Source organism: Pseudomonas sp. UF-293 (genome assembly GCF_058245595.1).
In genome coordinates this window covers 48,283-74,003 of sequence record NZ_JBSICA010000007.1, presented here as the reverse complement: position 1 = coordinate 74,003, position 25,721 = coordinate 48,283, and the positions used below count along the sequence as shown (strand labels likewise).

Sequence of the window (25,721 nt, the reverse complement as noted above, 5' to 3'; positions counted from 1 at the left end):
TCTCACTTGCTTGACCGGTCTCTATGCCTACCCTGCGCTCCTTTTTCGCCGCGGCCCTGCTGGGCCTCAGTCTCGTTGTCGGCCCGCTGCATGCTGCCGAACCACCGTCCAGCGATGCCGTACAGGCCAGTCTCGACAAGCTGGCCGACAGCAAACTGCCGGACGCCGACAAGAAGACCCTGCAGACCGTCCTGCAGAACACCCTCAATCAGCTCAACAACCAGCGTGATTACGAACAGAAGCTGATCGACCTCAAGCGTCAGCTGGCCAACGCGCCCAAGCAGACGATTGAAAACACCCGCGAACTCAGCCGCCTCAAGGCCACCGCACCGGTACCGGTAGCGCAGCGCTTTCCGAAAGAGTCGATCCAGCAACTGGAGCAGATCCTTACCGATCGTTCGACCCAGCAAAGCGATCTGCAAAAAGCCCTGGCCGAAGCCAACAGCCTGATCATCACCGCGCAGACTCGCCCCGAGCGCGCTCAGGCGGAAATTTCCGCCAGCCAGACGCGCATCCAGCAGATCAACACCATCCTCAAATCCGGCAAAGACACCGGCAAGACGGTCACCGCCGAACAGCGCGACCAGCTGAATGCCGAACTGGCCGCACTCAATGCGCTGATTCCGCTGCGCCGCCAGGAACTGGCCGGCAACACCCAGTTGCAGGATCTGGGCAACGCTCAACACGACCTGCTCTCGGAGAAATCCGACCGCCTCGACCGCGAGATCCAGGAACTGCAAACCCTGATCAACCAGAAACGTCTGGCGCAGTCGCAGGAAACCGTTACCCAGCAATCGATCGAAGCGCAGAAGGCCGGCGGCAGCAGCCTGCTGGCGAGCGAGAGCGCGACCAACCTCAAGCTTTCCGACTATTTACTCAAGAGCACCGACCGTCTCAACGAAGTCACGCAGCAGAACCTGCAGACCAAACAGCAACTCGACACCCTGACCCAGAGCGATTCGGCACTGGATGAGCAAATCAACGTGCTCAAGGGCAGCCTGCTGCTATCAAAAATTCTCTATAAACAGAAGCAGGCGCTGCCGCACTTGAAGGTCGACCGCGACCTCGCCGACCAGATTGCCGATATTCGCCTGTATCAGTTCGATGTCAGCCAGCAGCGGGAGCTGCTGAGCAATCCGGCGACCTACGTCGACAATTTGCTCGCCACCCAGCCGCCGGAGCAGGTCACGCCGCAATTGCGCAAAAGCCTGCTGGATCTGGCCAACACCCGCGCTGATCTGCTCGAGCGGCTGAACCGCGAATTGAGCGCGATGCTCAACGAATCGATCACCCTGCAGCTCAACCAGAAACAACTGCTGAGCACCGCGCAAAGCCTGCGCGCGACCCTCGACGAGCAGATGTTCTGGATCCCCAGCAACAAGCCGCTGGACGTGGAATGGATGCGCGGCGTGCCCGAGCGCCTCGAACGGCAGGTCAACACCTTGCCTTGGGCGTCGAGCCTGAGCGAGCTGACTGACGGCCTGACCCAGCGCCCGCTGCTGTTCCTGCCTCTGGCGCTGCTGATCGGCGCCCTGTTGTGGCGACGCAAGGCCCTGTACGGACGACTCAACAAGGTTCACCAGGACATCGGCCACTTCAAGCGCGACAGCCAATGGCACACACCGCAGGCAATTCTGATCAATATCCTGTTAGCCATGCCGGTGGCGTTGGGTCTGGCGCTGTGCGGTCTGGCCTTGCAGATCGACGCACGCGGGCAGAACGCCAACATGGGCGCGGCGCTGTTGCAGATGGGTCAAGCCTGGCTGGTGTTCTACACCGCATACCGGATTCTTGCGCCGGGTGGCGTGGCGGAATTGCATTTCCGCTGGGAAAAACCGCAGGTCGAGTTCCTTCAGGGCTGGGTGCGTCGACTCGGCCTGGTAGTAATGGCGCTGGTCGCCGTGGTGGCCGTCGCCGAGTTGCAACCGGCGGCGCTCGCCGATGACGTGCTCGGCATGCCGGTGGTGCTGACCTGCTACGCCTTGATGGCGTGGCTGCTCAGTCGCCTGCTGATCAGCAGCCCGACGCACCAGAATGCCTCGCTGTTCCGCAAAGCCGTCGGTGTGATGTTCACGCTGCTGCCGATCGCCCTGTTTGTTGCGGTGTGCTTCGGCTACTACTACACCGCGCTGAAGCTCAGCGACCGCTTGATCAATACCCTGTACCTGCTGATGTTCTGGCTGGTGATCGAGGCCACCTTCGTACGAGGCCTGAGCGTCGCGGCGCGGCGCCTGGCTTACCAGCGCGCACTGGCCAAACGGCAGGCGGCGAAAGAGGCCGGCGACGGCGAAGCGGTGATCGAAGAGCCGACGCTGGATATCGAAAAAGTCAACGAACAGTCCCTGCGCCTGATCCGTCTGGCCCTGCTCGGCGGCTTCATCGCGGCGCTGTACTGGGTCTGGTCGGACCTGATTTCGGTGTTCTCGTATCTGGACAACATCACCCTCTACGAATACACCAGCGGCACCGGCGCCAACATGAGCATGGTGCCGATCAGCATCGGCGACATGCTCGGCGCGCTGATCATCATCGGCATCACCTTCGCGCTGGCGCGCAACTTGCCCGGCCTGCTCGAAGTGTTCGTGCTGTCCAAGCTCAATCTGGCCCAGGGCAGCGCTTATGCGACAACGACGCTGCTGTCCTACGTGATTGCCGGCGTCGGTTTCGTCACCACGCTATCGACCCTCGGCGTCAGTTGGGACAAGTTGCAGTGGCTGGTGGCGGCGCTGTCGGTAGGCCTGGGGTTCGGTATGCAGGAGATCTTCGCCAACTTCATCTCCGGCATCATGATCCTCTTCGAACGCCCGGTGCGGATTGGCGACACCATCACCATCGGCAACCTCTCGGGCACGGTAAGCAAGATCCGCATCCGCGCCACGACCATCACCGACTTCGACCGCAAGGACATCATTGTCCCGAACAAGACATTCATCACCGGGCAACTGATCAACTGGTCGCTGACCGACACCATCACCCGCGTCACGCTGAAACTGGGCGTCGATTACGGCTCGGATCTGGATCTGGTCAAGGAACTGCTGCTCAAAGCGGCCCGGGAAAACCCGCGTGTGCTCAAAGAACCAGAGCCGCACGTGTACTTCCTCAACTTCGGCGAAAGTACCCTCGACCACGAACTGCGCATGCATGTGCGCGATCTTGGCGACCGCAACCCGGTGCTGGATGAGGTCAACCGCTTCATCAATCGCGAGTTCAAGAAGCAGCACATCAACATCTCGTTCCGGCAGATGGAGGTTTATCTGAAGAACCTTCACGGCCAGGAATACAAGATGGTGCCGGTGGAACCCGAGAACAAAACCATCGTGCCGATCGTCGACGGGCAGAAACCGTCGCAGGAACCGCCACCGAGCAAACTCGACTAACCGACATGGTCCCAGCAGAATGCTCGGACATTCTGCTGGAGCCGGCCCGTGAAAGCCCTCGACGAACTGACTTTCGACAACCGCTTCGCCCGCCTGGGCGACGCGTTCTCCGCGCACGTGCTGCCCGAGCCGATCGACAATCCGCGTCTGGTGGTCGCCAGCCCGGCCGCCCTGGCCCTGCTCGATCTCGATGCGGCCAGCGCCGACACCGAAGAGTTCGCGCAACTGTTTGGCGGCCACAAACTGTGGGCCGACGCCGAGCCACGGGCGATGGTGTATTCCGGCCATCAGTTCGGCGGTTATACCCCGCAACTGGGCGACGGTCGCGGTCTGCTGCTGGGCGAGGTGTACAACAACGCCGGCGAGCATTGGGACTTGCACCTCAAGGGCGCCGGGCAGACGCCGTTTTCACGCATGGGCGATGGCCGCGCCGTGTTGCGTTCCTCGATCCGTGAGTTTCTCGCTTCCGAAGCGCTATACGCGCTGAACATCCCGTCTTCGCGGGCCGCCTGCGTGATTGGCTCCGATACGCCGGTCTGGCGGGAAAAGCAGGAACGCGCGGCGATGGTGTTGCGTCTGGCGCCGAGCCATATCCGCTTCGGCCATTTCGAATACTTCTACTACACCAAGCGCCCCGAGCAGCAGAAACAGCTTGGCGAGCATGTGCTGGCGATGCACTTTCCCGAGTGTCTGGAACAACCGGAACCGTATCTGGCGATGTTTCGCGAGATCGTCGAGCGCAACGCGGAGCTGATCGCCAAGTGGCAGGCCTACGGCTTCTGTCACGGCGTGATGAACACCGACAACATGTCGATCCTCGGCATCACCTTCGACTTCGGCCCGTTTGCCTTCCTCGATGACTTCGACGCGCATTTCATTTGCAACCACTCCGATGATCAGGGCCGCTACTCGTTCAGTAATCAGGTGCCGGTGGGCCAGTGGAACCTCAGCGCGCTCGCCCAAGCGCTGACGCCGTTCATCAGCGTCGAGGCCCTGCGCGAAACCCTCGGCTTGTACCTGCCGCTGTTCCAGGCGCACTACCTCGACCTGATGCGCCGCCGCTTCGGCTTCACCACCGCCGAGGACGACGATCAGCAACTGCTGGAAAACCTGCTGCAACTGATGCAGAACAGCGGCGTCGACTACACGCTGTTCTTCCGCCGCCTCGGTGAAGAGTCAGCCGAACAGGCCATCGCCCACCTGCGCGATGACTTTGTCGATATCAAAGGGTTCGATGCCTGGGGCGAGCGCTACGTCGCCCGGGTCGGCCGCGACGGCAATGCCGATCAGGCACAACGCCGCGCACGGATGCATGCGGTAAATCCGCTGTACATCCTGCGCAATTACCTTGCGCAAAAAGCCATCGACGCGGCCGAGCAAGGCGATTATTCCGAGGTGCGCCGGTTGCATGCGGTGCTGAGCAGACCGTTCGACGAGCAGCCGGGAATGGAAAGTTACGCCGAGCGACCACCGGAGTGGGGCAAGCATTTGGAGATCAGTTGTTCGTCGTGAGTCGATTCAGATAAACACTTCGATCGGTACATTGAAACGTTCAGCGAGCCAGCGGATCTGCCGCAGGTTGAGCTTTCGCTTGCCGCTCAAAATTTCTGACACGACGGATTGAGTACCCACGCCAGGGAGGTCGCTCTGAGTAAGGCCGTGTTCGCGCATCATATAGCCGAGCACTTCTTCACCGCTCGCTTCAGCCATCGGATGATGGGTGCGATCCCATTCCTCGATCCAGTCACCGATGATGTCCAAAAGGCTCATCAATGGATGCGACTCATCTTCCCCGGTTATTTCGAGTATTTCATCGACCGCCCGCACCAAGGCGTCATAATCCTCTTCGCTCTTCGGCTTTCGAACCAGCGGAGCGACATATTCCCAGTGCTCGGCCACTGTCTTGATCAAAATGCTCATACCTTCCCTTCCTTCCATTTGCCCCGATCATATTCGCGATGATCCAGAACATATTTTATGTACAACCTCTGCGATCGATAACTGACGAAAGCTATCAGTCGCAGCTTGTTGCCGCCCAGGTCAAAGACATGAAACTGGCCCACCTTGTCGATCGCAGGAAATATCGATTTCATCGCCGAGAAGTCCTTGGGACAGCTTCTCTTTGCCAGTCGAAACCACTGCGCCAGTGCGCTCGCGGATTGTGGCCATTTTTCCTTGGCCTCTCTGATGGGTTTTTCGCTAAACACATGCATGCAACATCCTTATCGCATTCTGCTATGGGAAGTTAATCGAAGGGCGCGATTATCGCAATGTGCGATAGAAGCAGACAGACCGACGGTGCGTCCGGTAAATCTCAGCCTAGGTCTAACCTCGAATGGTGCACGATTGAAAATATGAGCAAACGTCTCCACCTACCTGTCATCAGCTCTCTTTTGGATTCCGCTCATGACCACCCCACTCCTCATCCCCTGCCCCACCTGCAACGGCCTCAACCGCATCCCCGCCGAGCGCCTGGCTGACCAGCCCAAATGCGGGCGCTGCAAGTCTGCGGTGCTGCTGAGCAAACCCTTCGAACTCAAACAAGGCGATTACGCCAGTCAGATCAAGGGCGATCTGCCGTTGCTGGTGGATGTCTGGGCGGACTGGTGCGGGCCGTGCAAGTCGTTTGCGCCGGTGTTCGAACAGGCTGCGGCGCAATTGGCGGGCAAGTGTCGGCTGGCCAAGCTCGACAGCGAGGCGAACCAGCAGTTGTCGGCGCAGTTGGGGATTCGCTCGATTCCGAGTCTGATTCTGTTTAAAAACGGCAGGGAAGTGGCGCGGCAGAGCGGTGCGTTTCCATTGCCACAGCTGATGGCGTGGCTGCACAGCCACGGCATCTGACCCAACACAGACCGCCCTGTGGGAGCGAGCCTGCTCGCGAAGGCGGTCGATCATTCGACGCTGATGTTGAATGTGCCGGCCTCTTCGCGAGCAGGCTCGCTCCCACAGGAGATTTGCGTGTGAGTCGGGGAATCAGTGGTCTTCCAGCAGATTGTGCAGTTCCACAAACTGCTGCGTCAGCTTGTGCCGTGGATCGAGGTGAATCAGTGGCATGCTGGCCTGGTGCGACTCGCGCATGCGCACCGAACTGCTCAGATACACCGGCAGCACCGGCAAGCCTTCGGCAATCAGCTCATCGAGCATCTGCTGTGGCAGGCTGGCCCGCGCCTGAAACTGATTGACCACAATGCCTTCGACTTCCAGGCCTTCGTTGTGGTCGTCCTTCAATTCCTCGATCTCGGCGATCAGCCCGTACAGCGCCTGACGCGAGAAGCTGTCGCAGTCGAAGGGAATCAACACGCGATCGGCCGCGATCAGCGCCGATACCGCATAGAAATTCAATGCCGGCGGGGTATCCAGATAAATCCGGTCGTAGTCTTCGGACAACTCATCCAGCAACTTCCGCAGCTTGTTGATCTTGTGCTTGGCCTCAAGCTTGGGCTGCAGGTCAGCCAGTTCGGCGGTGGCGGTGATGATGTGCAGGTTGTCGAAAGGGGTTTCGTAGATGTCCGCCTGATTCTTTTTCGAGAACGGCCCGGACGACAGCGTCTGTTTGAAGAAGTCGGCGATGCCCATCGGAATGTCATCGCCGGTGAGCCCGGTCAGATACTGAGTGGAATTGGCCTGAGCATCGAGGTCGACCAACAACGTGCGATAACCCTCGCTGGCGCTGACCGCCGCCAGATTGCAGGCAATGCTCGATTTGCCCACGCCACCTTTCTGATTGAACACCACGCGCCGCATGACCAAACCTCCGTGTATCAAAGAATGACCGAGTGTAGTTGCCGGTGACCGCGCTTCGCTACCTTCACCGACATGGACTACGTCGTCAGGTGTAAATATCGGCGCCCACGCATGGAAAAAACCGCGAGCCATCACAGAGGCACCTGACAGACTCACCGCGTCAAACCGGGATAATGGCCAAGTGATAGCCACTCCAGCGAACCGCTCGGTACATTTTGTTGGGCAAAATGTAACCAACATTTGCTACACACCCGTCGCACCGGGATAATGCGCGCCACCCGGCGCCCTGCGCCAAGCCAAGCCTGCTGCGGCGCTGGCGACTCAACGCGTCAACGAAAGCCCGCAGGGGCGGGATGAATGTCCGTGATCAACTTCAACATCGCCCAATGGCGCGCGTGGGCCCCGGGGCTCGACAGCGTGGACGCCTGGCAGGCCTGGAGCCGACAACCGGTCGTGCTGCAGAGCAGTGATGCCGCGCCCGATGTGTCGTTTCTGCCGGCCATGCAACGCCGGCGCCTCAGCCGCCTGGCGCGGATGGCGTTCAGTGTTGGCTGGCCGCTGGCCGACGGACGGGACCATCTGCCGCTGGTGTTCGTCTCCCGGCACGGCGAAACCCCACGCACCTTTGAAATCCTCCGCGATCTGGCCACCGAACAGCCGTTGTCACCGACCCAATTCAGCCTATCGGTGCATAACGCAATCATCGGCCTGTGGTCGATCATGCGCGGCGAAACCAGCGAAATGACTGCCCTCGCCGCCGCTGGCGACGGTCTGGAGCACGGCATGCTTGAAGCAGCCGCACTGCTCGAAGAAGGCGCCCCGGCGGTGCTGCTGGTGATCACCGAAGAACAACCGCCCGAGGCCTATTCGCAGTGGGTCGACGACGTGCCATTCCCCTACGCGCTGGGTCTGTTGCTCACGCCCGGTACCGACTGGCGGCTGACCCTGAACAGCAGCACCGAAACCCGGTCCAAGGCGCACTGGCCGCACGCACTCAACCTGCTGCGAACCCTGCTCGGCCAACAACCTGATTGCCAACATGCGTGGAAAAATCGTGTATGGACCTGGCATCGCAACCCGTGACCGCCAAACACCGCGACGCCTACTACTGGCGCCTGCTGGCCACTGCTGCGAGCTTCGCTTTGTTCGGGCTAGGAGGGCTGTGTCTGCGCCTGCTGGTATTTCCGCTGCTCGGCTGCCTGCCCGGTGACGCGCTGGTCCATCGCCTGCGCGCGCGACGTACGGTCAGTCGGTTGTTCTGGTTCTTCGTGCGATTCATGGCCCGCACTGGCGTGCTGACCTATGACATCGAGGGCGCCGAACGCCTCGGTCGACCGGGGCAGATGATCATCGCCAACCACCCGTCGCTGATCGATGTGGTGTTTCTCATCGGCCTGGTGCGCCACGCCAACTGTGTGGTGAAGAAAACCCTTTGGGAAAACCCGTTCACCCGTGGCCCGCTGCGCCGCACCGAGTACATCAGCAACGACGGCAGCATGGACATGCTCGACGCCGCCGCACAGTCGTTGCAGGACGGCCAGACCCTGATCATCTTTCCCGAAGGCACCCGCACCCAGCCGGGGCAGGCGCCGGCCTTTCATCGGGGGGCGGCGGCGATTGCCCTGCGCGGTGCGAAAATCGTTACCCCGGTGATCATCAAGGTCAGCCCGACCACGCTGACCAAAGCCGAGCCGTGGTATCGCATCCCCCATCGCCGCGTGCACTTCAGTTTTCGCGTCGGGGCCGATATAGACCCACAGACCTTCGCCGCGCAAGGCCCCGCACCGCAGGCCTCGCGCAAGCTCAACGATTATTTGCATGACTATTTCATTAAGGAGCTCGCCGCAGATGAGCGAACTGAACACCGCTAGCCTGGTGCGTGACATCAAATTGCTGATCATCGACGCCTTGGGCCTCGAAGACATCAGCCCCGAGGACATCGGCGACGAGCAGACATTGTTCGGCGAAGGCCTCGGCCTGGATTCCGTGGACGCACTGGAACTGGGCCTGGCGATCCAGAAAAAGTACGGCATCAAGATCGACGCCGATGCCAAAGACACCCGCAACCATTTCACCAACGTGGCCAGCCTTGCGGCGTTCGTCACGGCAAAACAGGCAGCTTGAGACCGGACCATGCAAACTCGTGACGATATTTTCAACACCCTGCGCGATGCCCTGGTCGAGCTGTTCGAACTGGATCCGGCCCGTGTAAGCATGGACGCCAATCTGTATCAGGATCTGGAAATCGACAGCATCGACGCCGTCGACCTGATCGATCACATCAAACGCCAGACCGGCAAGAAAATCGCCGCCGAAGAATTCAAATCGGTGCGCACCGTCGGTGACGTGGTCGAGGCGGTGTTCCGTCTGGTTCAACCGGCCGCATGAGCCGACTGATCGGCCTGGGCCTGCTGCTGGCCGGTCTGCTGTACCCCTTTGCGGTGTATTTCGGCATGGAGCATTTCGCCCCGTGGCAATTTGCGCTGCTGCTGGGCAGCCTGTGGCTGGCGCGTGTCCTGACCGGCGAGCGCAAGCCTGGCAGCCTGTGGATGGCGTGCGTGGCGATCGGGTTCTGCCTGCTGCTGGCGGTGTTCGACAGCCCGCAACTGCTGCGCTGGTACCCGGTGCTGATCAGCGCGTTCATGCTGGTGCTGTTCGGCGCAAGCCTGAAATACGGCCCGCCAATGGTCGAGCGCCTGGCGCGCTTGCGCGAGCCGGAACTGCCGGAGGTTGCCGTTCGCTACACGCGCAAGGTGACGCTGGCATGGAGCGTGTTTTTCTTTTGCAACGGTTTGTGCGCCGCCCTCCTCACTCTGTGGGCGCCGCTGGATTGGTGGATGTTGTACACCGGCCTGATCTCCTACGGATTGATCGGCCTGATGTTTGCCATTGAATGGCTGATACGACAACGGGTAAGAGGCCGTACATGAATTGGATAAAACTTGAGCAGCTGTTGCTCAAGGCGTTGCCGGCACGGGCGATCTGCCAGGCGCCGGCACTCGATCACACGCAACTGCGAGCGCAGGCCTTGAGCGTCGCCGCCGGTCTGCAAAGCCGAGGCGTGAACAGGCTGGCCGTGCATCTGGGAGATGCCGCCGACCTCGCCATCGCCCTGCTCGGTGCCTGGCGTGCCGGCGTCAGCGTATTGCTGCCGGCGGATCTGCAAGCGCAGACGCGTCAGCGCTGGTCGCAGGAAGTCGATCTATGGCTGACCGATCAACCCGGCGATGCCCAGTTGCACGACTTCACTCAGCCCGGCCTGCCCGGTGCAGAACTGGATCTTGATCAGTGTCGACTGAGCCTGTGCACTTCCGGCTCCAGCGGCGAACCCAAGCGCATCGACAAGACCCTGCGCCAATTGGCCAACGAGGTCGAAGCGCTGGAGCAGTTGTGGGGCGCAGACCTCGGTGAAGCCTGCATCATCGGCAGTGTCGCCACGCAACACATCTACGGTCTGCTGTTTCGCGTGTTGTGGCCATTGTGCGCCGGGCGCCCGTTCGTACGCCGGCAACTGGCTTTTTCCGAAGACCTGCAGCGCGCCAGCCGCGAACACCCGGCCTTTGCCTGGGTCGCCAGCCCGGCGCTGCTCAAGCGCATGGGTGACAACCTCGACTGGCCGGCCCTGAGCGCGGTGCGCCGGGTGTTTTCCTCCGGAGGCGCGTTGCCGCCCGAAGCGGCGCAAAGCCTGCAACAACGCTTGCAGCAATGGCCGACGGAAATCCTCGGCAGCTCGGAAACCGGCGGCATCGCCTGGCGCCAGGGCGAGTCGTTGTGGCAACCGTTCGCTGGCGTTGAGCTGAGCCAGGACAGCGACGGCGCCCTGCTGATCGCCTCGCCTTACCTGCCTGCCGGCCATGTCGAACACAGTGCCGACGCCGCGCGCATTGCCGCCGATGGTCGCTTCGAACTGCTGGGGCGACTGGACCGCATCGTCAAACTGGAAGAAAAACGCATCTCGCTGCCGATGCTTGAGCAGGCCTTGGCAGCCCATGACTGGGTCGCCGAAGCGCGCCTCGGTGTGGTCCAGGAAAACCGCGCCTCGCTCGGTGCGCTGCTGGTGCTCAGCGAGTCGGGCCTGTTCGCCCTGCGCGAGCACGGCCGGCGTGGCCTGACCGAAACCCTGCGCAAACATCTGAGCCAACATTGCGAAGCCCTCGCCCTGCCCCGGCGCTGGCGCCTGCTGCGGCAAATGCCGTTGAACAGCCAGGGCAAACTGGCGCAAGCCGACGTTGAAGCGTTGCTGCTCGCCGCACGGCCGAAAGCTCCCGAAGTGCTGGAGCAAAGCGCAAGCGACGGCGAGTGGAGCCTGCAACTCAGCGTGCCGCCGGATCTGGCCTATTTCAGCGGGCACTTTCCCAAGGCGCCGGTTTTGCCCGGCGTGGTGCAGGTGGAGTGGGCGCTGAATCTGGGTCGGCAGTTGCTGAAGCTGGACGGCGCGTTTGCCGGAATGGAGGTATTGAAGTTCCAGCAACTGGTGCGCCCGGGTGATGAAATCCAGCTGCATCTGCGTTTCGATGCCGAGCGCGGCAAGTTGTATTTCGCTTATCGCAATGACCTGGCGACCTGTTCCAGTGGACGCATTTTGCTGGATGTTGGTCATGGTTGATTTCGGTGAGTGCTGCGCACTCAATCGCGAGCAGGCTCACTCCTACAGGGAACGCGATTTCATGTGGGAGCGAGCCTGCTCGCGAAGCAGTCACTGCGGTCTTCCAGTGGAGAAGCGGTATGCATAACCCCTGCGCCGTAATCCCGGTGTACAACCACGAAACCGCGATCACCACCGTGGTCGATGCCCTGCTCACACAAGGTCTGCCGTGCATTCTGGTGGACGATGCCAGCGAGCCGTCCTGCGCGCGGGTGCTCGACACCCTGGCCGAGCGCGACGGGGTTTTCCTGGTGCGTCTCACAGTCAATCAGGGCAAGGGCGGTGCGGTGATGACCGGCCTGCGCGAAGCCTCGCGTCTGGGCTACAGCCATGCCTTGCAGGTCGATGCCGACGGCCAGCACGATCTGCACGACGTCGCGCGCTTCGTCGGCGAATCCCGCGCCCATCCCGAGGCGATGATCTGCGGCTATCCGCTGTTCGACGAGAGCGTGCCGAAAGGGCGTTTGTACGCGCGCTACCTGACCCACGTGATGGTGTGGATCAACACCCTGTCGTTGCAGATTCGCGATTCGATGTGCGGCTTCCGCGTTTATCCACTGGCGCCGACTCTGGCCGTGATCGACTCGGCCAAAGTCGGCAAGCGCATGGATTTCGACTCGGACATTCTCGTCCGTCTGGCCTGGCGCAATCAGCCGATGCGCTGGCTGCAGACCAGCGTGCATTACCCGCTGGACGGCGTGTCGCACTTTCGCCTGTTCCACGACAACGCGCTGATCTCCAGCATGCACACGCGGCTGTTCTTCGGCATGTTGCTGCGTTGGCCGCTGATCCTCTGGCGGCGGTGGAAACCATGAGCGAAGAAGTCGACAAGAAGCACTGGGCCGACCGCGAAGAGCGCGGCAGTTTCCTGCTGATGAAATTCACCGCGTTCGCCGCCAAAGTCCTCGGCCGCCGCCTGCTCAGTCCGTTGCTGTACGGCATCGTGCTGTATTTCTTCCTGTTCGGCCGCATCGCCCGGCGCAGTGCCTGGCAGTACCAGCAGCGGCTGGCCGAGTGGAGCCGGCGCGACGACTTGCGCCCGAGCCACTGGCGGGTGTTCGGCCAGTTCATGACCTTTGCCGATTCGCTGCTCGACAAGCTCGACGTGTGGAACGGCAAGCTGAGCATCGAGCAGATCGAAATCATCGACCCGGCGCTGCTGCGCAAGCAGTTACGCGGCAGTCGCGGGCAACTGCTGGTCGGCGCGCATCTGGGCAATCTCGAAGTCTGCCGCGCGCTGGCGGAAATCGGCGAAAAGGTCACCATGAACGTTCTGGTGCACACCAAGCACGCCGAGCAATTCAACCGCCTGCTCGGCGAGGCCGGGGCGACCAATCTGCGCCTGATCCAGGTCAGCGAACTCGACCCGGTGATCATGCTGCAACTGCACGAACGGCTGGAACGCGGCGAGTGGCTGGCGATTGCCGGTGACCGCGTGCCGCTGCACGGCGGGCGCAGCGTGACGGTGGATTTTCTCGGCCATCCGGCGCCATTTCCGCAAGGCCCGTGGTTGCTGGCCGGCCTGCTCAAGTGCCCGGTCAATCTGCTGATGTGCCTCAAGCAAGCCGACGGCCACTATCGTCTGACCCTCGAACCGTTCGCCGACGCGGTGGTGTGGACACGCCGCGAGCGCGAGCAGGTCATTCATCAGTGGGCCACTCGCTACGCGCAGCGCCTGAGTCACTATTGCCTCGAAGCCCCGCAGCAATGGTTCAACTTTTACCCTTTCTGGAAGACCGATGACAACGCCAACCCATGAGCCGGTAATTTTCGGCGAACGCCCTTTGCGCATCGAAGACGTGCTGGCCCTGGCCAACCGTCAGGCACCCGTGCAGTTGCAGGCTGACGCCGACTATCGCGAGCGCATCGCCAAGGGCGCGCGGTTTCTCGATTCGCTGCTGGACAAGGAAGGCGTGATCTACGGCGTCACCACCGGTTACGGCGATTCCTGCGTGGTCGCGGTGCCGCTGCATCATGTCGAAGCCTTGCCGCGTCATCTCTACACCTTTCACGGTTGCGGCCTTGGCAAGCTGCTCGACGCGCAGGCGACCCGCGCGGTGCTGGCGGCGCGTTTGCAGTCGTTGTGTCACGGCGTTTCCGGGGTGCGCGTCGAACTGCTCGAACGTCTGCACGCGTTTCTTGAATACGACATCCTGCCGCTGATTCCCGAAGAAGGCTCGGTGGGTGCCAGCGGCGATCTGACGCCGCTGTCCTATGTCGCCGCAACCCTGTCCGGCGAGCGCGAAGTGATGTTCCGTGGCGAACGCCGTCAGGCTGCCGACGTGCATCGCGAGCTGGGCTGGACGCCGCTGGTGCTGCGCCCGAAAGAAGCGCTGGCGCTGATGAACGGCACAGCGGTGATGACCGGCCTCGCCTGCCTCGCCTTCGCTCGCGCCGATTATCTGCTGCAACTGGCCACGCGCATCACCGCGCTCAATGTCGTCGCGCTGGAAGGCAATCCGGAGCACTTCGACGAACGCCTGTTCGCCGCCAAACCGCACCCAGGACAAATGCAAGTCGCCGCGTGGCTGCGCAAGGATCTGGCGATCGACGCGCCGACCGCGCCACTGCATCGCCTGCAGGATCGTTATTCGCTGCGTTGCGCGCCGCATGTGCTCGGTGTGCTGGCCGACAGCCTGAACTGGCTGCGCGGCTTCATCGAAACCGAGCTGAACAGCGCCAACGACAACCCGATCATCGACGCCGAAGCCGAGCGCGTTCTGCATGGCGGGCACTTCTACGGCGGGCACATTGCCTTTGCCATGGACAGCCTGAAAAACCTCGTGGCCAACGTCGCCGATCTGCTCGATCGGCAACTGGCGTTGCTGGTCGACGAGCGCTACAACCACGGCTTGCCGAGCAACCTCTCCGGCGCACCCGCCGATCGGGTAATGATCAATCACGGCTTCAAGGCGGTGCAGATCGGCACCAGCGCCTGGACCGCTGAAGCGCTGAAAAACACCATGCCGGCCAGCGTGTTCTCGCGCTCCACCGAGTGCCACAACCAGGACAAGGTGAGCATGGGCACCATCGCCGCCCGTGATGCGATTCGCGTGCTGGAGCTGACCGAACAGGTCGCCGCCGCCACGCTGCTCGCCGCCAACCAGGGCGTGTGGCTGCGCGCTCAAGCCGCCGATGCGCGCCCGCTGCCGCCGGCACTGGCGGCGATGCACGAGGAACTCGGCAAAGACTTCCCGCCGGTCATCGAAGACCGTGCACTGGAAGGCGAACTGCGCTTGTGCCTGCAACGCATCGCCGCGCAACACTGGAGGCTGCATGCGTAGTGCCGGAGTGCTTCACGCCGATACCGAGATTCTGGTGCCGTTTTTCGACGTCGACACCATGCACGTGGTCTGGCACGGCCATTACGTCAAATACCTCGAAGTGGCGCGCTGTGCGCTGCTGGACAAGATCGGCCATAACTACACACATATGGTCGAGTCAGGTTACGCCTGGCCGATCATCGATCTGCAACTTCGCTACGTGCGCGGTGCGGTGTTCGGCCAGCGGCTGAACGTGCGAGCCAGTCTGGTCGAGTGGGAAAACCGTCTGAAGATCAATTATCTGATCACCGACCTGCAGACCGGCGAACGCCTGACCCGCGCCAGCTCAGTGCAGGTCGCTGTCGAAGTCAGCAGCCGCGAGATGCAACTGGCTTCACCAAAAGTCTTCACCGATGCCGTGGAAAGGATGCTGCGATGAATGTGTTTTTCAGAAGCCTCGGCGCACTGACGCTGCTGGCCGTGTCGTCATGGGCCAATGCCTTCGACCTGCAACAACTCAGTGAACAACTGGCGAAACCGGACGTTATCCACGGCGAGTTCATTCAGGAAAAACACCTGCGCGCCCTGCCGCAGCCGCTGATCAGCAGGGGCAGCTTCGTTCTCGCCAAAAATCACGGCCTGCTGTGGCTGTTGAAAACCCCGCTGCAGCAGGACTACCGCATCACCGCCAAGGGCATCGCCCGCCGTGATACCAACGGCTGGCAACTGTTGCCGAACAAGAGCGCCGGCGCCGAGCAGAACCGTTTGTTCCTCGCCGTGCTGCAAGGTGACAGCAGCGGTTTGCAGCGCGATTTCGAACTGGCCCTGAGCGGCACGGCTCAGCAGTGGCAACTGACCCTGATGCCGCGTTCGGTGCTGCTCAAGCAAGTGTTCAAGCAAATCAACATCGACGGCGGCGCCCTGGTGCAAAGCATCGAACTGCTGGAAACCCAGGGCGACAGCACCCTGCTGCGCATGCAGGACAGCACGGCCGAGCAACCCCTGAGCGAAGCGGAGCAACATGACTTTGCCGAGTGAACGCAGGCTGCCCTGGCTGTTTCTGAGCCTGCTGCTGGCCGTCGTCGCGCTGGCCGCCTGGCAATGGCGCGACGGTGCGCCGCTGTCGGCCAATCTCATGGAACTGGTGCCCGGCACCAATCCCGATGCGCTGGAATCGCGCGCCGAGCAGCGCATGCAGGAGCCGCTCAACCGCGAAATGCTGGTGCTGGTCGGCCACGCCGATCGCCAGCAAGCGCTGACCATGGCCCAGCAACTGGGCGAACAATGGCAGGCCAGCGGTCTGTTCGAAACCGTGCAGTGGAACCTGCAAGCCGACTTGCCGGCGCTGCGCAAGCAATTGCTGCAAGGGCGTTTGGCGATGCTCTCGGCGGATGACCGGCAACTGCTCAGCGAACATCCCGAGGTTTTCATCCAGCAGCGGGTGCAAGCGCTGTTCGACCCGTTCAACGGCTTTACCCTGGTGCCGAGCCAGGACGACTGGCTGGGCCTGACCGGACGCATCCAGAACGGCCAGCCGAAACACGGCGCGGTGCAACTGGACATCGGCAGCGGCGCATTGGTCGCCGATGCCGACGGCAAGAGCTGGGTGATGCTGCGTGCGCGTACCACCGGCAACGCCTTCGACATGAACCTGCCGCTGCAAGTGGCAGAGCTGCTCCAGCGCAGCCGCGAGCAAGCGGCGCAAAGCGACGTGCAGTTGCTCGCCGCCAGTGGCCTGCTCTACGCCGCCAACGGCCAGCAACAGGCCACTCGCGAAATGACCTGGGTCGGCGGCGGCGCCACGGTCGGGATTTTGCTGTTGCTGCTGTTGGCGTTTCGTCGCTGGCGCGTGCTGCTGGCGTTTGTTCCGGTGCTGGTGGGCATGCTGTTCGGCGCGGTGGCCTGTGTGGCACTGTTCGGCCACATGCATGTGATGACGCTGGTGCTCGGCTCAAGCCTGATCGGCGTCGCCGTGGATTACCCACTGCACTATCTGTCCAAAAGCTGGAGCCTCAAGCCCTGGCGCAGCTGGCCGGCCCTGCGCCTGACCTTGCCGGGGCTGACCCTGAGCCTGATCACCAGCGTTATCGGCTACCTGGCGCTGGCCTGGACACCGTTCCCGGCGCTGACGCAGATCGCCGTGTTCTCCGCTGCCGGCTTGCTCGGTGCGTATCTATCTGCGGTCTGCCTGCTGCCGGCACTGCTGAGCAATGTCGAACTGCGCCCGGCGCAATGGCCGCTGCGTCTGGCAGAACGCCTGATTCATCTGCGCGAGGCGCTGCTCGGTCGCATGCGCACGCCCATGCTGCTGGCCGTGCTGATCGCCTTCTGCGTCGGCGGCCTGATGCAGCTGCAGAGCAAAAATGACATCCGCCAATGGGTCGGCGCGCCGCAGCATCTGACCGACGAAGCGCAGACCATCGCGCGCATCACCGGGTATCAACCGACCAGCCAGTTCTTCCTCGTCCGTGCGGCCAATCAGGAGCAACTGCTCGAGCGCCAGGCGGCGCTGAGCGAGCGACTGCAACAACTGGTCAACCTCGACAAACTGCAAGGTTTTCTGGCCCTCGATCAACTGGTCAGCGCGCCGAGCCAGCAACAGCAAGTGCGCGAGTCACTGAACAAGCTGCCGTCGTTCTGGCAACCGCTGCTCGATCTCAGCGTGCCGGTGACGGCGTTGCAAAACGAATTGCAGCAATTGCAGACCCTGCCCGCCGAAGACATCGACGCCGCGCTGGCTGGCCCGCTCGGTGAGCCGTATCGCACGCTATGGCTTGGCTCGACTGAAGACGGCGTTGCAGCAATCACCAGCCTGCAGGGCTTGAACAATCCGTCATTGCTGCGCGTGCAGGCACTGGACTTGCCGGGAGTGGTGCTGGTTGATCGCCTCGGTGATCTGAACAGGGTGTTTGCCGCCACACAGGTCAGCGCCGCCGAACTGAAACTGGCCTCCTGCGCGCTGATCGTGCTGGTGTTGATCTTGCCTTTCGGCCTGACTGGCGCGTTGCGTATCGTCGCCCTGCCACTGCTGGCGGCGCTGTGCAGTCTGGCCAGCCTCGGCTGGCTCGGTCAGCCGCTGACCCTGTTCAGCCTGTTCGGCCTGCTGCTGGTGACGGCGATCAGCGTCGATTACGCAATTCTCATGCGTGAACAGGTCGGCGGCGCGGCGGTGAGCCTGCTCGGTACCTTGCTCGCCGCCGTGACGACGTGGCTGTCGTTCGGTCTGCTGGCGGTTTCGAGCACGCCGGCGGTGAGCAACTTCGGCCTGTCGGTCAGTCTCGGTCTGGCGTTCAGCTTCATGCTCGCGCCGTGGGCCGGGCGCCATGAACCGGCTGCGGAGACAAGCGCATGATGGTCTTCGGCTTCTGGTTGCTGGCCTTGGCGCTGTTTGCGCTGGCGACCCGGGTCGGCCGGCATTTCGGCCTGATTCCGATCGTCAGTCAGTTGCTGCTGGCGAGCTTCGGTTTGCCGTTGCTGATGTATTTCTGGATCGAACCGGGCTGGCAGCTCAGCGGCGCACAACTGATCGCTCCGCACTGGCTGAAAAACCTCTACAGCCTGAGCTTCGCCTTGCTGCTCGGGCACATCCTCAGCGATGTCATCGATCTGCGTCTGGATCGCCAGAGCGTAAAAATCGCTGTGCCGAGTTTCGCTGTGCCGTTCGCTTGCGGGCTGGCGGTCGCGTATTGGTTGCTGCCGTCGCAGCCGTGGCTCAACGCACTGGCCATCGGACTGGTCTTCGCGATTACGGCGATCCCGGTGTTGTACCTGTACCTGCGTCACATCGATTACCCACCCGCCGCCACACGGCGTCTGGTGCAGACCGCAATTATCATCGACCTGACCTGCTGGACGCTGTTCGGCCTCGCCCAGGGCAGCCTGCACCTGAGCAGCCTGTTGCTGCCCGTGGCCATGGCCGGCGTGCCGCTGCTTTTGCACCTGCTGCGCGTTCGTCGCCCACTGACTTACAGCCTCGGCTTCTTCGCCCTGCTGGTCATGGCCGAACATTACACACTCAACGCGCTGATTTTCGGCATCGGCTATCTGCTGTGCATGGCGCTGCTGAAGGTGCCGTTGGTGCTGCCGTTGCCGGCGCGCTGGATGAGCCGCTTGCAAACGTGGATCGCAATCCCGCTGTTCCTCACGTTCGGCATCGTCCAGATCGACGTGCACAGCGCCCTCGCCAGCCTCGACGCCGGGCAATGGGCGGCGCTGCTGCTGTTGCCGATTGCCAGTAAACTGCTCGGTAACTGGCTCGGCCTCGGTTGGGCTGGCGCCTCGTTCGCTGGCGCCAGTCGCTGGCGCGAAAGCGTGCTGTTGAACATTCGCGGCCTCAGCGAAATCGTCTTTCTCAATCTGTTGTTGCAACAACAGCTCATCACCCCGGCGCTGTATTTCGCGCTGATGCTGATGGGCCTGATCGCGACGCTGCTGCCGGCCCTGACCGGCCTGCATCGCGCGCCTCTGAATCTGAACAATCCCTTGCCCCGGAGCTCACGTGCCAATCGTTGAAATGGAATCCCGTCAGGTCGTGATCATCGGTGCCGGCCCGTCCGGCGCTATCGCCGCCGCCCTGCTCAAGCGCAAGGGTCACGATGTGCTGGTGCTCGAGCGCCAGCACTTCCCGCGCTTCTCCATTGGCGAAAGCCTGCTCAGCCACTGCCTGGATTTCGTCGAAGAAGCCGGCATGCTCGACGCCGTCAACGCCGCCGGGTTCCAGCGCAAGACCGGCGCGGCGTTTGCCTGGGGCGAGCGCTACAGCGCTTTCGATTTTGGCGACACCTTCACCGCCGGCAAGCCGACCACATTCCAGGTGCAGCGCGCCGATTTCGACAAGTTGCTGGCCGATCAAGCGGCATTGCAAGGTGCGGAAATCCGCTATGGCGATGCGATCGTCAGCGTCGATTTCGATCAGGCGAAACCACTCCTTGATGTGCGCCGCGAAGATGGCAGCGAGTACCGCGTCGAAGCCGATTTCGTCCTCGATGCCAGCGGCTATGGCCGCGTGTTGTCGCGCCTGCTCGACCTCGAAGCGCCTTCGAATTTCCCGGTGCGTCAGGCCGTGTTCACCCACGTTGAAGATCACATCGACAATCCGGCGTTCGACCGCGAAAAAATCCTCGTCACTACACATCCCGAGCATCGCGATGTGTGGTTCTGGACCATCCCGTTCAGCAACGGCCGCTGCTCGGTGGGCGTGGTGGCGGCTGAGGAACATTTCTCAGGACGCGACAGCGACCTCGATGCCTGCCTGCGCAGTTTTATCGCCGAGACGCCAAGCCTCGCCGGGGTTCTCGATAACGCGGTCTGGGACACCCCGGCGCGCACCCTCGGCGGCTACGCGGCCAATGTGAAAACCCTGCACGGCCCGGGCTTCGCGCTGCTGGGCAACGCCGCAGAATTCCTCGACCCGGTGTTCTCCTCCGGCGTGACCATTGCCATGCGTTCGGCGAGCATGGCTGCCGGCGTGCTGCATCGTCAGTTGCAGGGGGAAGCGGTCGACTGGCAACGTGAATTTGCCGAGCCGTTGAAACGCGGTGTCGACACCTTCCGCTGCTATGTCGAAGGCTGGTACGCCGGCACCTTCCAGGACGTGATTTTCTATGAGGACAGCCAGGCGGAAATTCGCCGGATGATCTGCTCGATCCTCGCCGGTTACGCTTGGGACGAGCGCAACCCGTTCGTCAGTGAAGCGCGGCGCCGGCTGAAGATGATTTCCCAACTCTGCGCGCAGAACGCCTCATGAATTACTTGAGCGACAGTTACGTCGAGGAAACCCGCTTCGGCCTCTGGTTCCTGCGCAGCCACACCTGGCAGCACCATGTGCTGCGGGTGGCGATCAACGATCTGCGTGGATTATTCAGTGAGCCGCTGCCGGAACACCCGGTGCTGCTGGACGCCGGTTGCGGTCAGGGCAAGTCGTTCGGCCACCTGCACCAGACCTTTGCCCCGCAGCGCCTGATCGGCGTCGACGCCGACCCGCACAGCTTGCAACTCAGTGCCGAAGAGGCCACGCGCCTGGACATGCCAGTCGAGTTGATCGGCAGCGATTGCGCCACGCTCAACGTCGCCGATGCCAGCGTCGATCTGCTGTTCTGTCACCAGACTTTCCATCATCTGGTCGAGCAGGAAAAGGCCTTGGCCGAGTTCTATCGCGTGCTCAAGCCGGGCGGCTATCTGCTGTTCGCCGAGTCCACCGAGGCTTACATTGATACCTGGGTGATTCGCTGGCTGTTCCGCCATCCGATGCAAGTGCAGAAGAGCGCCGCCGGCTATCTGCAGATGATCCGCGAGCAGGGTTTCGAGTTTGCCGAGCGCAATGTTTCCTACCCCTATCTGTGGTGGAGCCGGTCGAAGGATTTTGGTTTGCTGGAACGGTTGAGGTTGAGCAAACCCAAGCCATTCGGTGAGCGCGAAGAGACGCTGGTGAATGTCGTCGCGCGCAAGCCATTGCAGGAAACCGTCTGATGTACGGCTATCGATCTGAACACCTGAAACCCTGTGGGAGCGAGCCTGCTCGCGAAAGCGGTGTATCAGTCAGCAAAGGTGGCGAATGTCAGATTGCATTCGCGAACAGGCTCGCTCCCACAGGGATTGCTGCGTGGCTGGTGATCGTTTTGTCAGCCTTGCTGCTCAGCGCCTGCGCCAGCCAGCCGCCACTACCAGCGGCCAACCCGACGCTGCCCCTGCCGCTACAACTGCACATCGAGCGCGAGCAGGCCGGGCAGCGTCAGGACTGGCTGCTGGTGATCCAGCGCGAAGGCGCCGGCACGCGCTGGTCGATGATGGATCCGCTGGGCATTCCCCAGGCCCGCCAGCAACTGATCAACGGGCACTGGCAGGCCGACGGTCTGCTGCCGCCCAATCCCGAGGCACGGGAGCTGTTCGGCGCATTGCTGTTCGCTTTGACGCCTTCCGCCGAGCTGCTGCGCAACTATCCCGACGCCCGGCAAACAACCGATCAGCGCTCACTGCCGGCACGCTGGAACGTCCGCTATTCACAACCGTTGAGCTTCCAATTGAATCTGCCCCAAGGCCCGCACTATCGCGTTTCCCAGTTAGGTGAATCGACGCCATGACCGCTTACCTGAATGCCCTCGGCGTGATCTGCGCCCTGGGCCGCGACAAGTCTGAAGTCGCGCGCAATCTGTTTGCCGGCGACTGTTCGGGCATGCGCCGCGAGTCTGGCTGGGTCGCTGAACGTGAGCTGCCTGTCGCCGGCGTGCACGGTGAATTGGCGGCGATCCCGGCCGAATTGATCGAGCACAGCAGTCGCAACAACCAACTGCTGCTGGAAGCCGCGCTGCAGATTCGTGACGACATCAACCGCGCGATCCAGACCTATGGCCGTGAGCGCATTGGCGTGGTGCTAGGCACCAGCACCTCGGGCATCGACGAGGCCAGCCGGGGTCTGGCGCATTACATCCGCGAGCAGCAGTTTCCCCGCGAATACGACTATCGCCAGCAGGAACTCGGTGCCCCGGCGAATTTCCTCGCTGAGTGGCTGCAACTGAGCGGCCCGGCCTACGTGATTTCCACCGCCTGCACCTCCAGCGCCCGCGCGCTGATGAGCGCTCAGCGCCTGCTCGATCTGGGCCTGTGCGACGCGGTGCTGTGCGGCGGCGTCGACAGTCTGTGCAAGCTCACGTTGAACGGTTTTTCTTCGCTGGAAGCCGTTTCAGATGAACGCTGCAATCCGTTTTCCGCCAACCGCGACGGCATCAATATCGGCGAAGCAGCGGTGCTGTTCGTGATGAGCAAACAGCGCGACGAAGGCCCGGGAATCGCCTTGCTGGGTGCGGGCGCCAGCTCGGATGCGCACCATATTTCCGCGCCGGAGCCGAGCGGTCGCGGCGCCCTGCAAGCGATGCAAAAAGCCCTTGGCCGCGCTCATCTGCATGCCGGGCAAATCAACTACCTGAACCTGCACGGCACCGCCACTGCGCACAACGACGCCATGGAAAGCCTGGCGGTCGCGGCGCTGTTTCCCGAAGGCGTCGCCTGCTCGTCAACCAAGCCGCTGACCGGTCACACCCTCGGCGCGGCCGGCGCGCTGGAAGCGGCGTTCTGCTGGCTGAGCCTGAGTGCCGAAAACCCTGAACAGGCGTTGCCGCCGCACATCTGGGATGGCCAGGCCGATCCCGCGCTGCCGCCGCTCAACTGGGTGACCGCGAACGAACGCCTGACGTCCATTGCACCGCGCTACCTGATGAGCAACTCGTTTGCCTTCGGCGGCAACAACGTCAGCCTGATAATCGGAGACGCCCCATGAGCCACTGGCCGCTCGCCGAACTGCTGCCGCACGCCGGCGACATGATTCTGATCGACGCCATCGAGCGCTTCGATGACGAGCAGATCTTCACCCGCCTGACGGTCAAGCCGGACGGCCTGTTCAACCTGCCCGACGGCAGCCTGCCGGCGTGGGTCGGCGTCGAACTGATGGCGCAGAGTGTCGCCGCTTTCGCCGGTTGTCACGCGCGGCAAAAAGGCAATCCGGTGGAGCTGGGCTTTCTCCTCGGCACGCGCAAATTCGAGTGCAATGTCCAAGCCTTTGCGCCCGGCAGCGAGCTGAGCATCCATGGCCTGCGCTCACTGGAAGACGACAACGGCATGGGCGTATTCGAATGCCATATCCACGGCGACGGCGTACATGCCAGCGCGCGGCTGAACGTGTTCCGTCCGCCGCAAGCCAACCAATATCTGCAACAGACGAAGGAGTCGCACGATGACTGAATCCGTACTGGTCACCGGCTCCAGCCGTGGCATCGGCCGCGCCATTGCCTTGCGTCTGGCGCAGGCCGGGCATGACATCGTCCTGCATTGCCGCAGCGGCATGACTGAAGCCCAAGCGGTGCAGGCCGAAATCGAAGCACTGGGGCGCCGCGCACGCATCCTGCAATTCGATGTCGCCGACCGCGAAGTCTGCAAAAGCATTCTCGAAGCCGACGTCGAAAACCACGGCGCCTACTACGGCGTGGTACTCAACGCCGGGCTGACCCGCGACGGCGCGTTTCCGGCGCTGAGCGATGACGATTGGGACGTGGTCCTGCGCACCAACCTCGACGGTTTCTACAACGTTCTGCACCCGGTGATGATGCCGATGATCCGTCGTCGCGCCGCCGGACGCATCGTCTGCATCACCTCGGTCTCGGGCCTGATCGGCAACCGTGGCCAGGTCAATTACAGTGCCTCCAAGGCCGGCGTGATCGGCGCAGCGAAGGCATTGGCGATCGAGCTGGGCAAGCGCAAAATCACCGTTAACTGCGTCGCCCCTGGCCTGATCGACACGGCCATGCTCGACGAAAACGTGCCGGTGGAGGAACTGATGAAAATGATCCCCGCGCAGCGCATGGGCACCCCTGAAGAAGTGGCCGCTGCGGTGAATTTCCTGATGTCGGCGGAAGCCTCGTACATCACCCGCCAGGTCCTGGCGGTCAACGGAGGCCTGTGCTGATGAAGCGCGTTGTCGTCACCGGCATGGCCGGCATCACCTCGCTGGGCAGCGACTGGCCGACCATTGCCGGCAATTTCGCAGCCAATCGCAGCGGCATTCGCCGCATGGACGAGTGGGATCGATTCACTGAGCTGAACACGCGTCTGGCCGGGCCCATCGATGATTTTCTCGTCCCGTCGCACTGGACCCGCAAGCAGTTGCGCAGCATGGGCCGGGTTTCGCGACTGGCGGTCGGCGCAGCAGAAAAGGCTCTGGCCGATGCTGGCCTGCTCGGTGACGAATCGATCAAGGACGGGCGCATGGGCGTCGCCTGTGGCTCGTCCACTGGCAGCACTGACGAAATCAAAGCCTTCGGCAACATGCTGCTCAACTCGGTGGCCGAGGGGCTGAACGCCAATTCCTACGTGCGGATGATGCCGCACACCACCGCCGCCAATATCAGCATTTTCTTCGGCCTCACCGGGCGCCTGATCCCCACCTCCAGCGCCTGCACCAGCGGCAGCCAGGGCATCGGCTATGCCTACGAGGCAATCAAGTTCGGCCGCCTGCCATTGATGCTCGCCGGCGGCGCCGAAGAACTGTGCCCGACCGAAGCCATGGTGTTCGACGCGCTCTACGCCACCAGCCTGAAAAACGATGCCCCACAGACCAGTCCACGCCCCTACGACAAGGGCCGCGACGGCCTGGTGATCGGTGAAGGTAGCGGCATGCTGGTGCTTGAAGAGCTGGAGCATGCCCTCGCCCGTGGCGCGCACATTCACGCGGAAATCGTTGGTTTCGGCAGCAACGCCGACGGCCAGCACACCACGCGCCCGGAACAGGTCACGATGCGCCGCGCCATGGAGCTGGCCCTGGAAGATGCCGGACTCACCCCGGACGCCATCGGCTATGTGAACGGCCACGGCACCGCGACCGAACAGGGCGACATCGCCGAAACGCTGGCCACCAGCAGCCTGTTCGGCGAACACATGCCGATCAGCTCGCAGAAGAGTTTCCTCGGCCACACCCTCGGCGCCTGCGGTGCGCTGGAGTCGTGGTTCAGCATCGAGATGATGAATCGCGATCAGTACGTGCACACCTTCAACCTCGACGAGGTCGACCCGCACTGCGGCAAGCTCGATTACCTGCGCGGCGAATTCCGCCACATGCGGCACGACTATGTGATGAACAACAATTTCGCTTTCGGCGGCGTCAACACTTCGTTGATCTTCCGCCGCTGGGCATAACCGAATCAATCC

At 62.4% G+C, this 25,721-nt stretch carries 26 protein-coding genes; 23 read left to right on the top strand and 3 right to left on the bottom strand.

The genetic code is table 11. The features are described from left to right. Positions 1 to 23: 23 nt before the first annotated feature. A complete protein-coding gene (mscK, locus tag AC4IHP_RS10390) occupies positions 24 to 3,377 on the top strand; it encodes a mechanosensitive channel MscK (RefSeq protein ID WP_130899561.1) in 3,354 nt (1,117 codons plus the stop codon). 48 nt (positions 3,378 to 3,425) lie between these two features. After that, entirely contained in the window at positions 3,426 to 4,889 is a 1,464-nt protein-coding gene (gene selO, locus AC4IHP_RS10385; protein ID WP_490831640.1) for a protein adenylyltransferase SelO, read from the top strand. A 6-nt stretch (positions 4,890 to 4,895) separates the two neighbouring features. On the opposite strand, the gene AC4IHP_RS10380 is transcribed toward selO, so the two are convergent. Continuing rightward, positions 4,896 to 5,297, bottom strand: coding sequence for a helix-turn-helix domain-containing protein (locus AC4IHP_RS10380; RefSeq protein ID WP_123419853.1), 402 nt, complete (start codon positions 5,295 to 5,297; stop codon positions 4,896 to 4,898). Further along, positions 5,294 to 5,590, bottom strand: a complete 297-nt coding sequence (locus tag AC4IHP_RS10375; protein ID WP_071174172.1) for a type II toxin-antitoxin system HigB family toxin — start codon at positions 5,588 to 5,590, stop codon at positions 5,294 to 5,296. Before AC4IHP_RS10375 ends, AC4IHP_RS10380 begins: the two co-directional genes overlap by 4 nt. Positions 5,591 to 5,783: 193 nt before the next feature. Here AC4IHP_RS10375 and trxC point away from each other — a divergent pair, with 193 nt between their 5' ends. Beyond that, entirely contained in the window at positions 5,784 to 6,218 is a 435-nt protein-coding gene (gene trxC, locus AC4IHP_RS10370; protein WP_490831639.1) for a thioredoxin TrxC, read from the top strand. Between the two features lie 132 nt (positions 6,219 to 6,350). Here the strand turns inward: trxC and AC4IHP_RS10365 are convergent, their stop codons facing one another. Further along, positions 6,351 to 7,121 (bottom strand): ParA family protein, encoded by a 771-nt coding sequence (locus AC4IHP_RS10365; RefSeq protein ID WP_024011296.1) that lies wholly within the window; start codon positions 7,119 to 7,121, stop codon positions 6,351 to 6,353. A 357-nt stretch (positions 7,122 to 7,478) separates the two neighbouring features. On the opposite strand from AC4IHP_RS10365, the gene AC4IHP_RS10360 reads away from it, so the two are divergent. The 20 genes from AC4IHP_RS10360 to AC4IHP_RS10265 all read left to right on the top strand — a co-directional run bounded on the left by AC4IHP_RS10360 (position 7,479) and on the right by AC4IHP_RS10265 (position 25,709). Then, entirely contained in the window at positions 7,479 to 8,204 is a 726-nt protein-coding gene (locus AC4IHP_RS10360) for a beta-ketoacyl synthase chain length factor (protein ID WP_490831638.1), read from the top strand. Then, positions 8,180 to 8,992 carry a lysophospholipid acyltransferase family protein gene (locus tag AC4IHP_RS10355; protein ID WP_041477597.1) on the top strand — a complete coding sequence of 271 codons (813 nt, stop codon included), beginning with the start codon at positions 8,180 to 8,182 and terminating at the stop codon, positions 8,990 to 8,992. The genes AC4IHP_RS10360 and AC4IHP_RS10355 overlap by 25 nt, the downstream gene beginning before the upstream one ends. Further along, positions 8,970 to 9,245 (top strand): phosphopantetheine-binding protein, encoded by a 276-nt coding sequence (locus AC4IHP_RS10350; RefSeq protein WP_039756723.1) that lies wholly within the window; start codon positions 8,970 to 8,972, stop codon positions 9,243 to 9,245. The genes AC4IHP_RS10355 and AC4IHP_RS10350 overlap by 23 nt, the downstream gene beginning before the upstream one ends. A 9-nt stretch (positions 9,246 to 9,254) precedes the next feature. Next, a complete protein-coding gene (locus tag AC4IHP_RS10345) occupies positions 9,255 to 9,509 on the top strand; it encodes an acyl carrier protein (RefSeq protein ID WP_016772026.1) in 255 nt (84 codons plus the stop codon). Then, complete coding sequence (locus tag AC4IHP_RS10340; RefSeq protein WP_460123223.1) at positions 9,506 to 10,051, top strand: COG4648 family protein; 546 nt, start codon at positions 9,506 to 9,508, stop codon at positions 10,049 to 10,051. The genes AC4IHP_RS10345 and AC4IHP_RS10340 overlap by 4 nt, the downstream gene beginning before the upstream one ends. Beyond that, positions 10,048 to 11,727 (top strand): ApeI family dehydratase, encoded by a 1,680-nt coding sequence (locus AC4IHP_RS10335; RefSeq protein WP_490831637.1) that lies wholly within the window; start codon positions 10,048 to 10,050, stop codon positions 11,725 to 11,727. The genes AC4IHP_RS10340 and AC4IHP_RS10335 overlap by 4 nt, the downstream gene beginning before the upstream one ends. Positions 11,728 to 11,846: 119 nt before the next feature. Beyond that, positions 11,847 to 12,581, top strand: a complete 735-nt coding sequence (locus AC4IHP_RS10330; protein WP_460123218.1) for a glycosyltransferase family 2 protein — start codon at positions 11,847 to 11,849, stop codon at positions 12,579 to 12,581. Continuing rightward, positions 12,578 to 13,525, top strand: a complete 948-nt coding sequence (locus tag AC4IHP_RS10325) for a lysophospholipid acyltransferase family protein (protein ID WP_460123215.1) — start codon at positions 12,578 to 12,580, stop codon at positions 13,523 to 13,525. Before AC4IHP_RS10330 ends, AC4IHP_RS10325 begins: the two co-directional genes overlap by 4 nt. Continuing rightward, complete coding sequence (locus AC4IHP_RS10320; RefSeq protein ID WP_490831636.1) at positions 13,506 to 15,050, top strand: HAL/PAL/TAL family ammonia-lyase; 1,545 nt, start codon at positions 13,506 to 13,508, stop codon at positions 15,048 to 15,050. Before AC4IHP_RS10325 ends, AC4IHP_RS10320 begins: the two co-directional genes overlap by 20 nt. Beyond that, positions 15,043 to 15,468 (top strand): acyl-CoA thioesterase, encoded by a 426-nt coding sequence (locus tag AC4IHP_RS10315; RefSeq protein ID WP_039756713.1) that lies wholly within the window; start codon positions 15,043 to 15,045, stop codon positions 15,466 to 15,468. The genes AC4IHP_RS10320 and AC4IHP_RS10315 overlap by 8 nt, the downstream gene beginning before the upstream one ends. Further along, positions 15,465 to 16,067 carry an outer membrane lipoprotein carrier protein LolA gene (locus AC4IHP_RS10310; RefSeq protein ID WP_490831635.1) on the top strand — a complete coding sequence of 201 codons (603 nt, stop codon included), beginning with the start codon at positions 15,465 to 15,467 and terminating at the stop codon, positions 16,065 to 16,067. The genes AC4IHP_RS10315 and AC4IHP_RS10310 overlap by 4 nt, the downstream gene beginning before the upstream one ends. Then, complete coding sequence (locus AC4IHP_RS10305; protein WP_490831634.1) at positions 16,051 to 18,381, top strand: MMPL family transporter; 2,331 nt, start codon at positions 16,051 to 16,053, stop codon at positions 18,379 to 18,381. Before AC4IHP_RS10310 ends, AC4IHP_RS10305 begins: the two co-directional genes overlap by 17 nt. Beyond that, on the top strand, positions 18,378 to 19,541 hold the full coding sequence (locus AC4IHP_RS10300; RefSeq protein WP_490831633.1) for a cation:proton antiporter: 1,164 nt from the start codon (positions 18,378 to 18,380) through the stop codon (positions 19,539 to 19,541). Before AC4IHP_RS10305 ends, AC4IHP_RS10300 begins: the two co-directional genes overlap by 4 nt. Beyond that, positions 19,528 to 20,775: an NAD(P)/FAD-dependent oxidoreductase gene (locus AC4IHP_RS10295; protein WP_490831632.1), complete on the top strand. Its 1,248-nt coding sequence runs from the start codon at positions 19,528 to 19,530 to the stop codon at positions 20,773 to 20,775. The genes AC4IHP_RS10300 and AC4IHP_RS10295 overlap by 14 nt, the downstream gene beginning before the upstream one ends. Continuing rightward, on the top strand, positions 20,772 to 21,497 hold the full coding sequence (locus AC4IHP_RS10290; RefSeq protein WP_490831631.1) for a class I SAM-dependent methyltransferase: 726 nt from the start codon (positions 20,772 to 20,774) through the stop codon (positions 21,495 to 21,497). Before AC4IHP_RS10295 ends, AC4IHP_RS10290 begins: the two co-directional genes overlap by 4 nt. Next, the gene (locus tag AC4IHP_RS10285) at positions 21,497 to 22,108 is read left to right on the top strand and encodes a hypothetical protein (protein ID WP_490831630.1); all 612 of its coding nucleotides are present in this window, start codon (positions 21,497 to 21,499) and stop codon (positions 22,106 to 22,108) included. The genes AC4IHP_RS10290 and AC4IHP_RS10285 overlap by 1 nt, the downstream gene beginning before the upstream one ends. After that, positions 22,105 to 23,301 (top strand): beta-ketoacyl-[acyl-carrier-protein] synthase family protein, encoded by a 1,197-nt coding sequence (locus tag AC4IHP_RS10280; protein WP_490831629.1) that lies wholly within the window; start codon positions 22,105 to 22,107, stop codon positions 23,299 to 23,301. Before AC4IHP_RS10285 ends, AC4IHP_RS10280 begins: the two co-directional genes overlap by 4 nt. After that, positions 23,298 to 23,762, top strand: a complete 465-nt coding sequence (locus AC4IHP_RS10275; protein ID WP_490831628.1) for a hotdog family protein — start codon at positions 23,298 to 23,300, stop codon at positions 23,760 to 23,762. Before AC4IHP_RS10280 ends, AC4IHP_RS10275 begins: the two co-directional genes overlap by 4 nt. Then, positions 23,755 to 24,483, top strand: a complete 729-nt coding sequence (fabG, locus tag AC4IHP_RS10270) for a 3-oxoacyl-ACP reductase FabG (RefSeq protein WP_490831627.1) — start codon at positions 23,755 to 23,757, stop codon at positions 24,481 to 24,483. Before AC4IHP_RS10275 ends, fabG begins: the two co-directional genes overlap by 8 nt. Then, positions 24,483 to 25,709 (top strand): beta-ketoacyl-ACP synthase, encoded by a 1,227-nt coding sequence (locus AC4IHP_RS10265; RefSeq protein ID WP_490831626.1) that lies wholly within the window; start codon positions 24,483 to 24,485, stop codon positions 25,707 to 25,709. Before fabG ends, AC4IHP_RS10265 begins: the two co-directional genes overlap by 1 nt. The last annotated feature ends 12 nt before the right edge of the window (positions 25,710 to 25,721 follow it).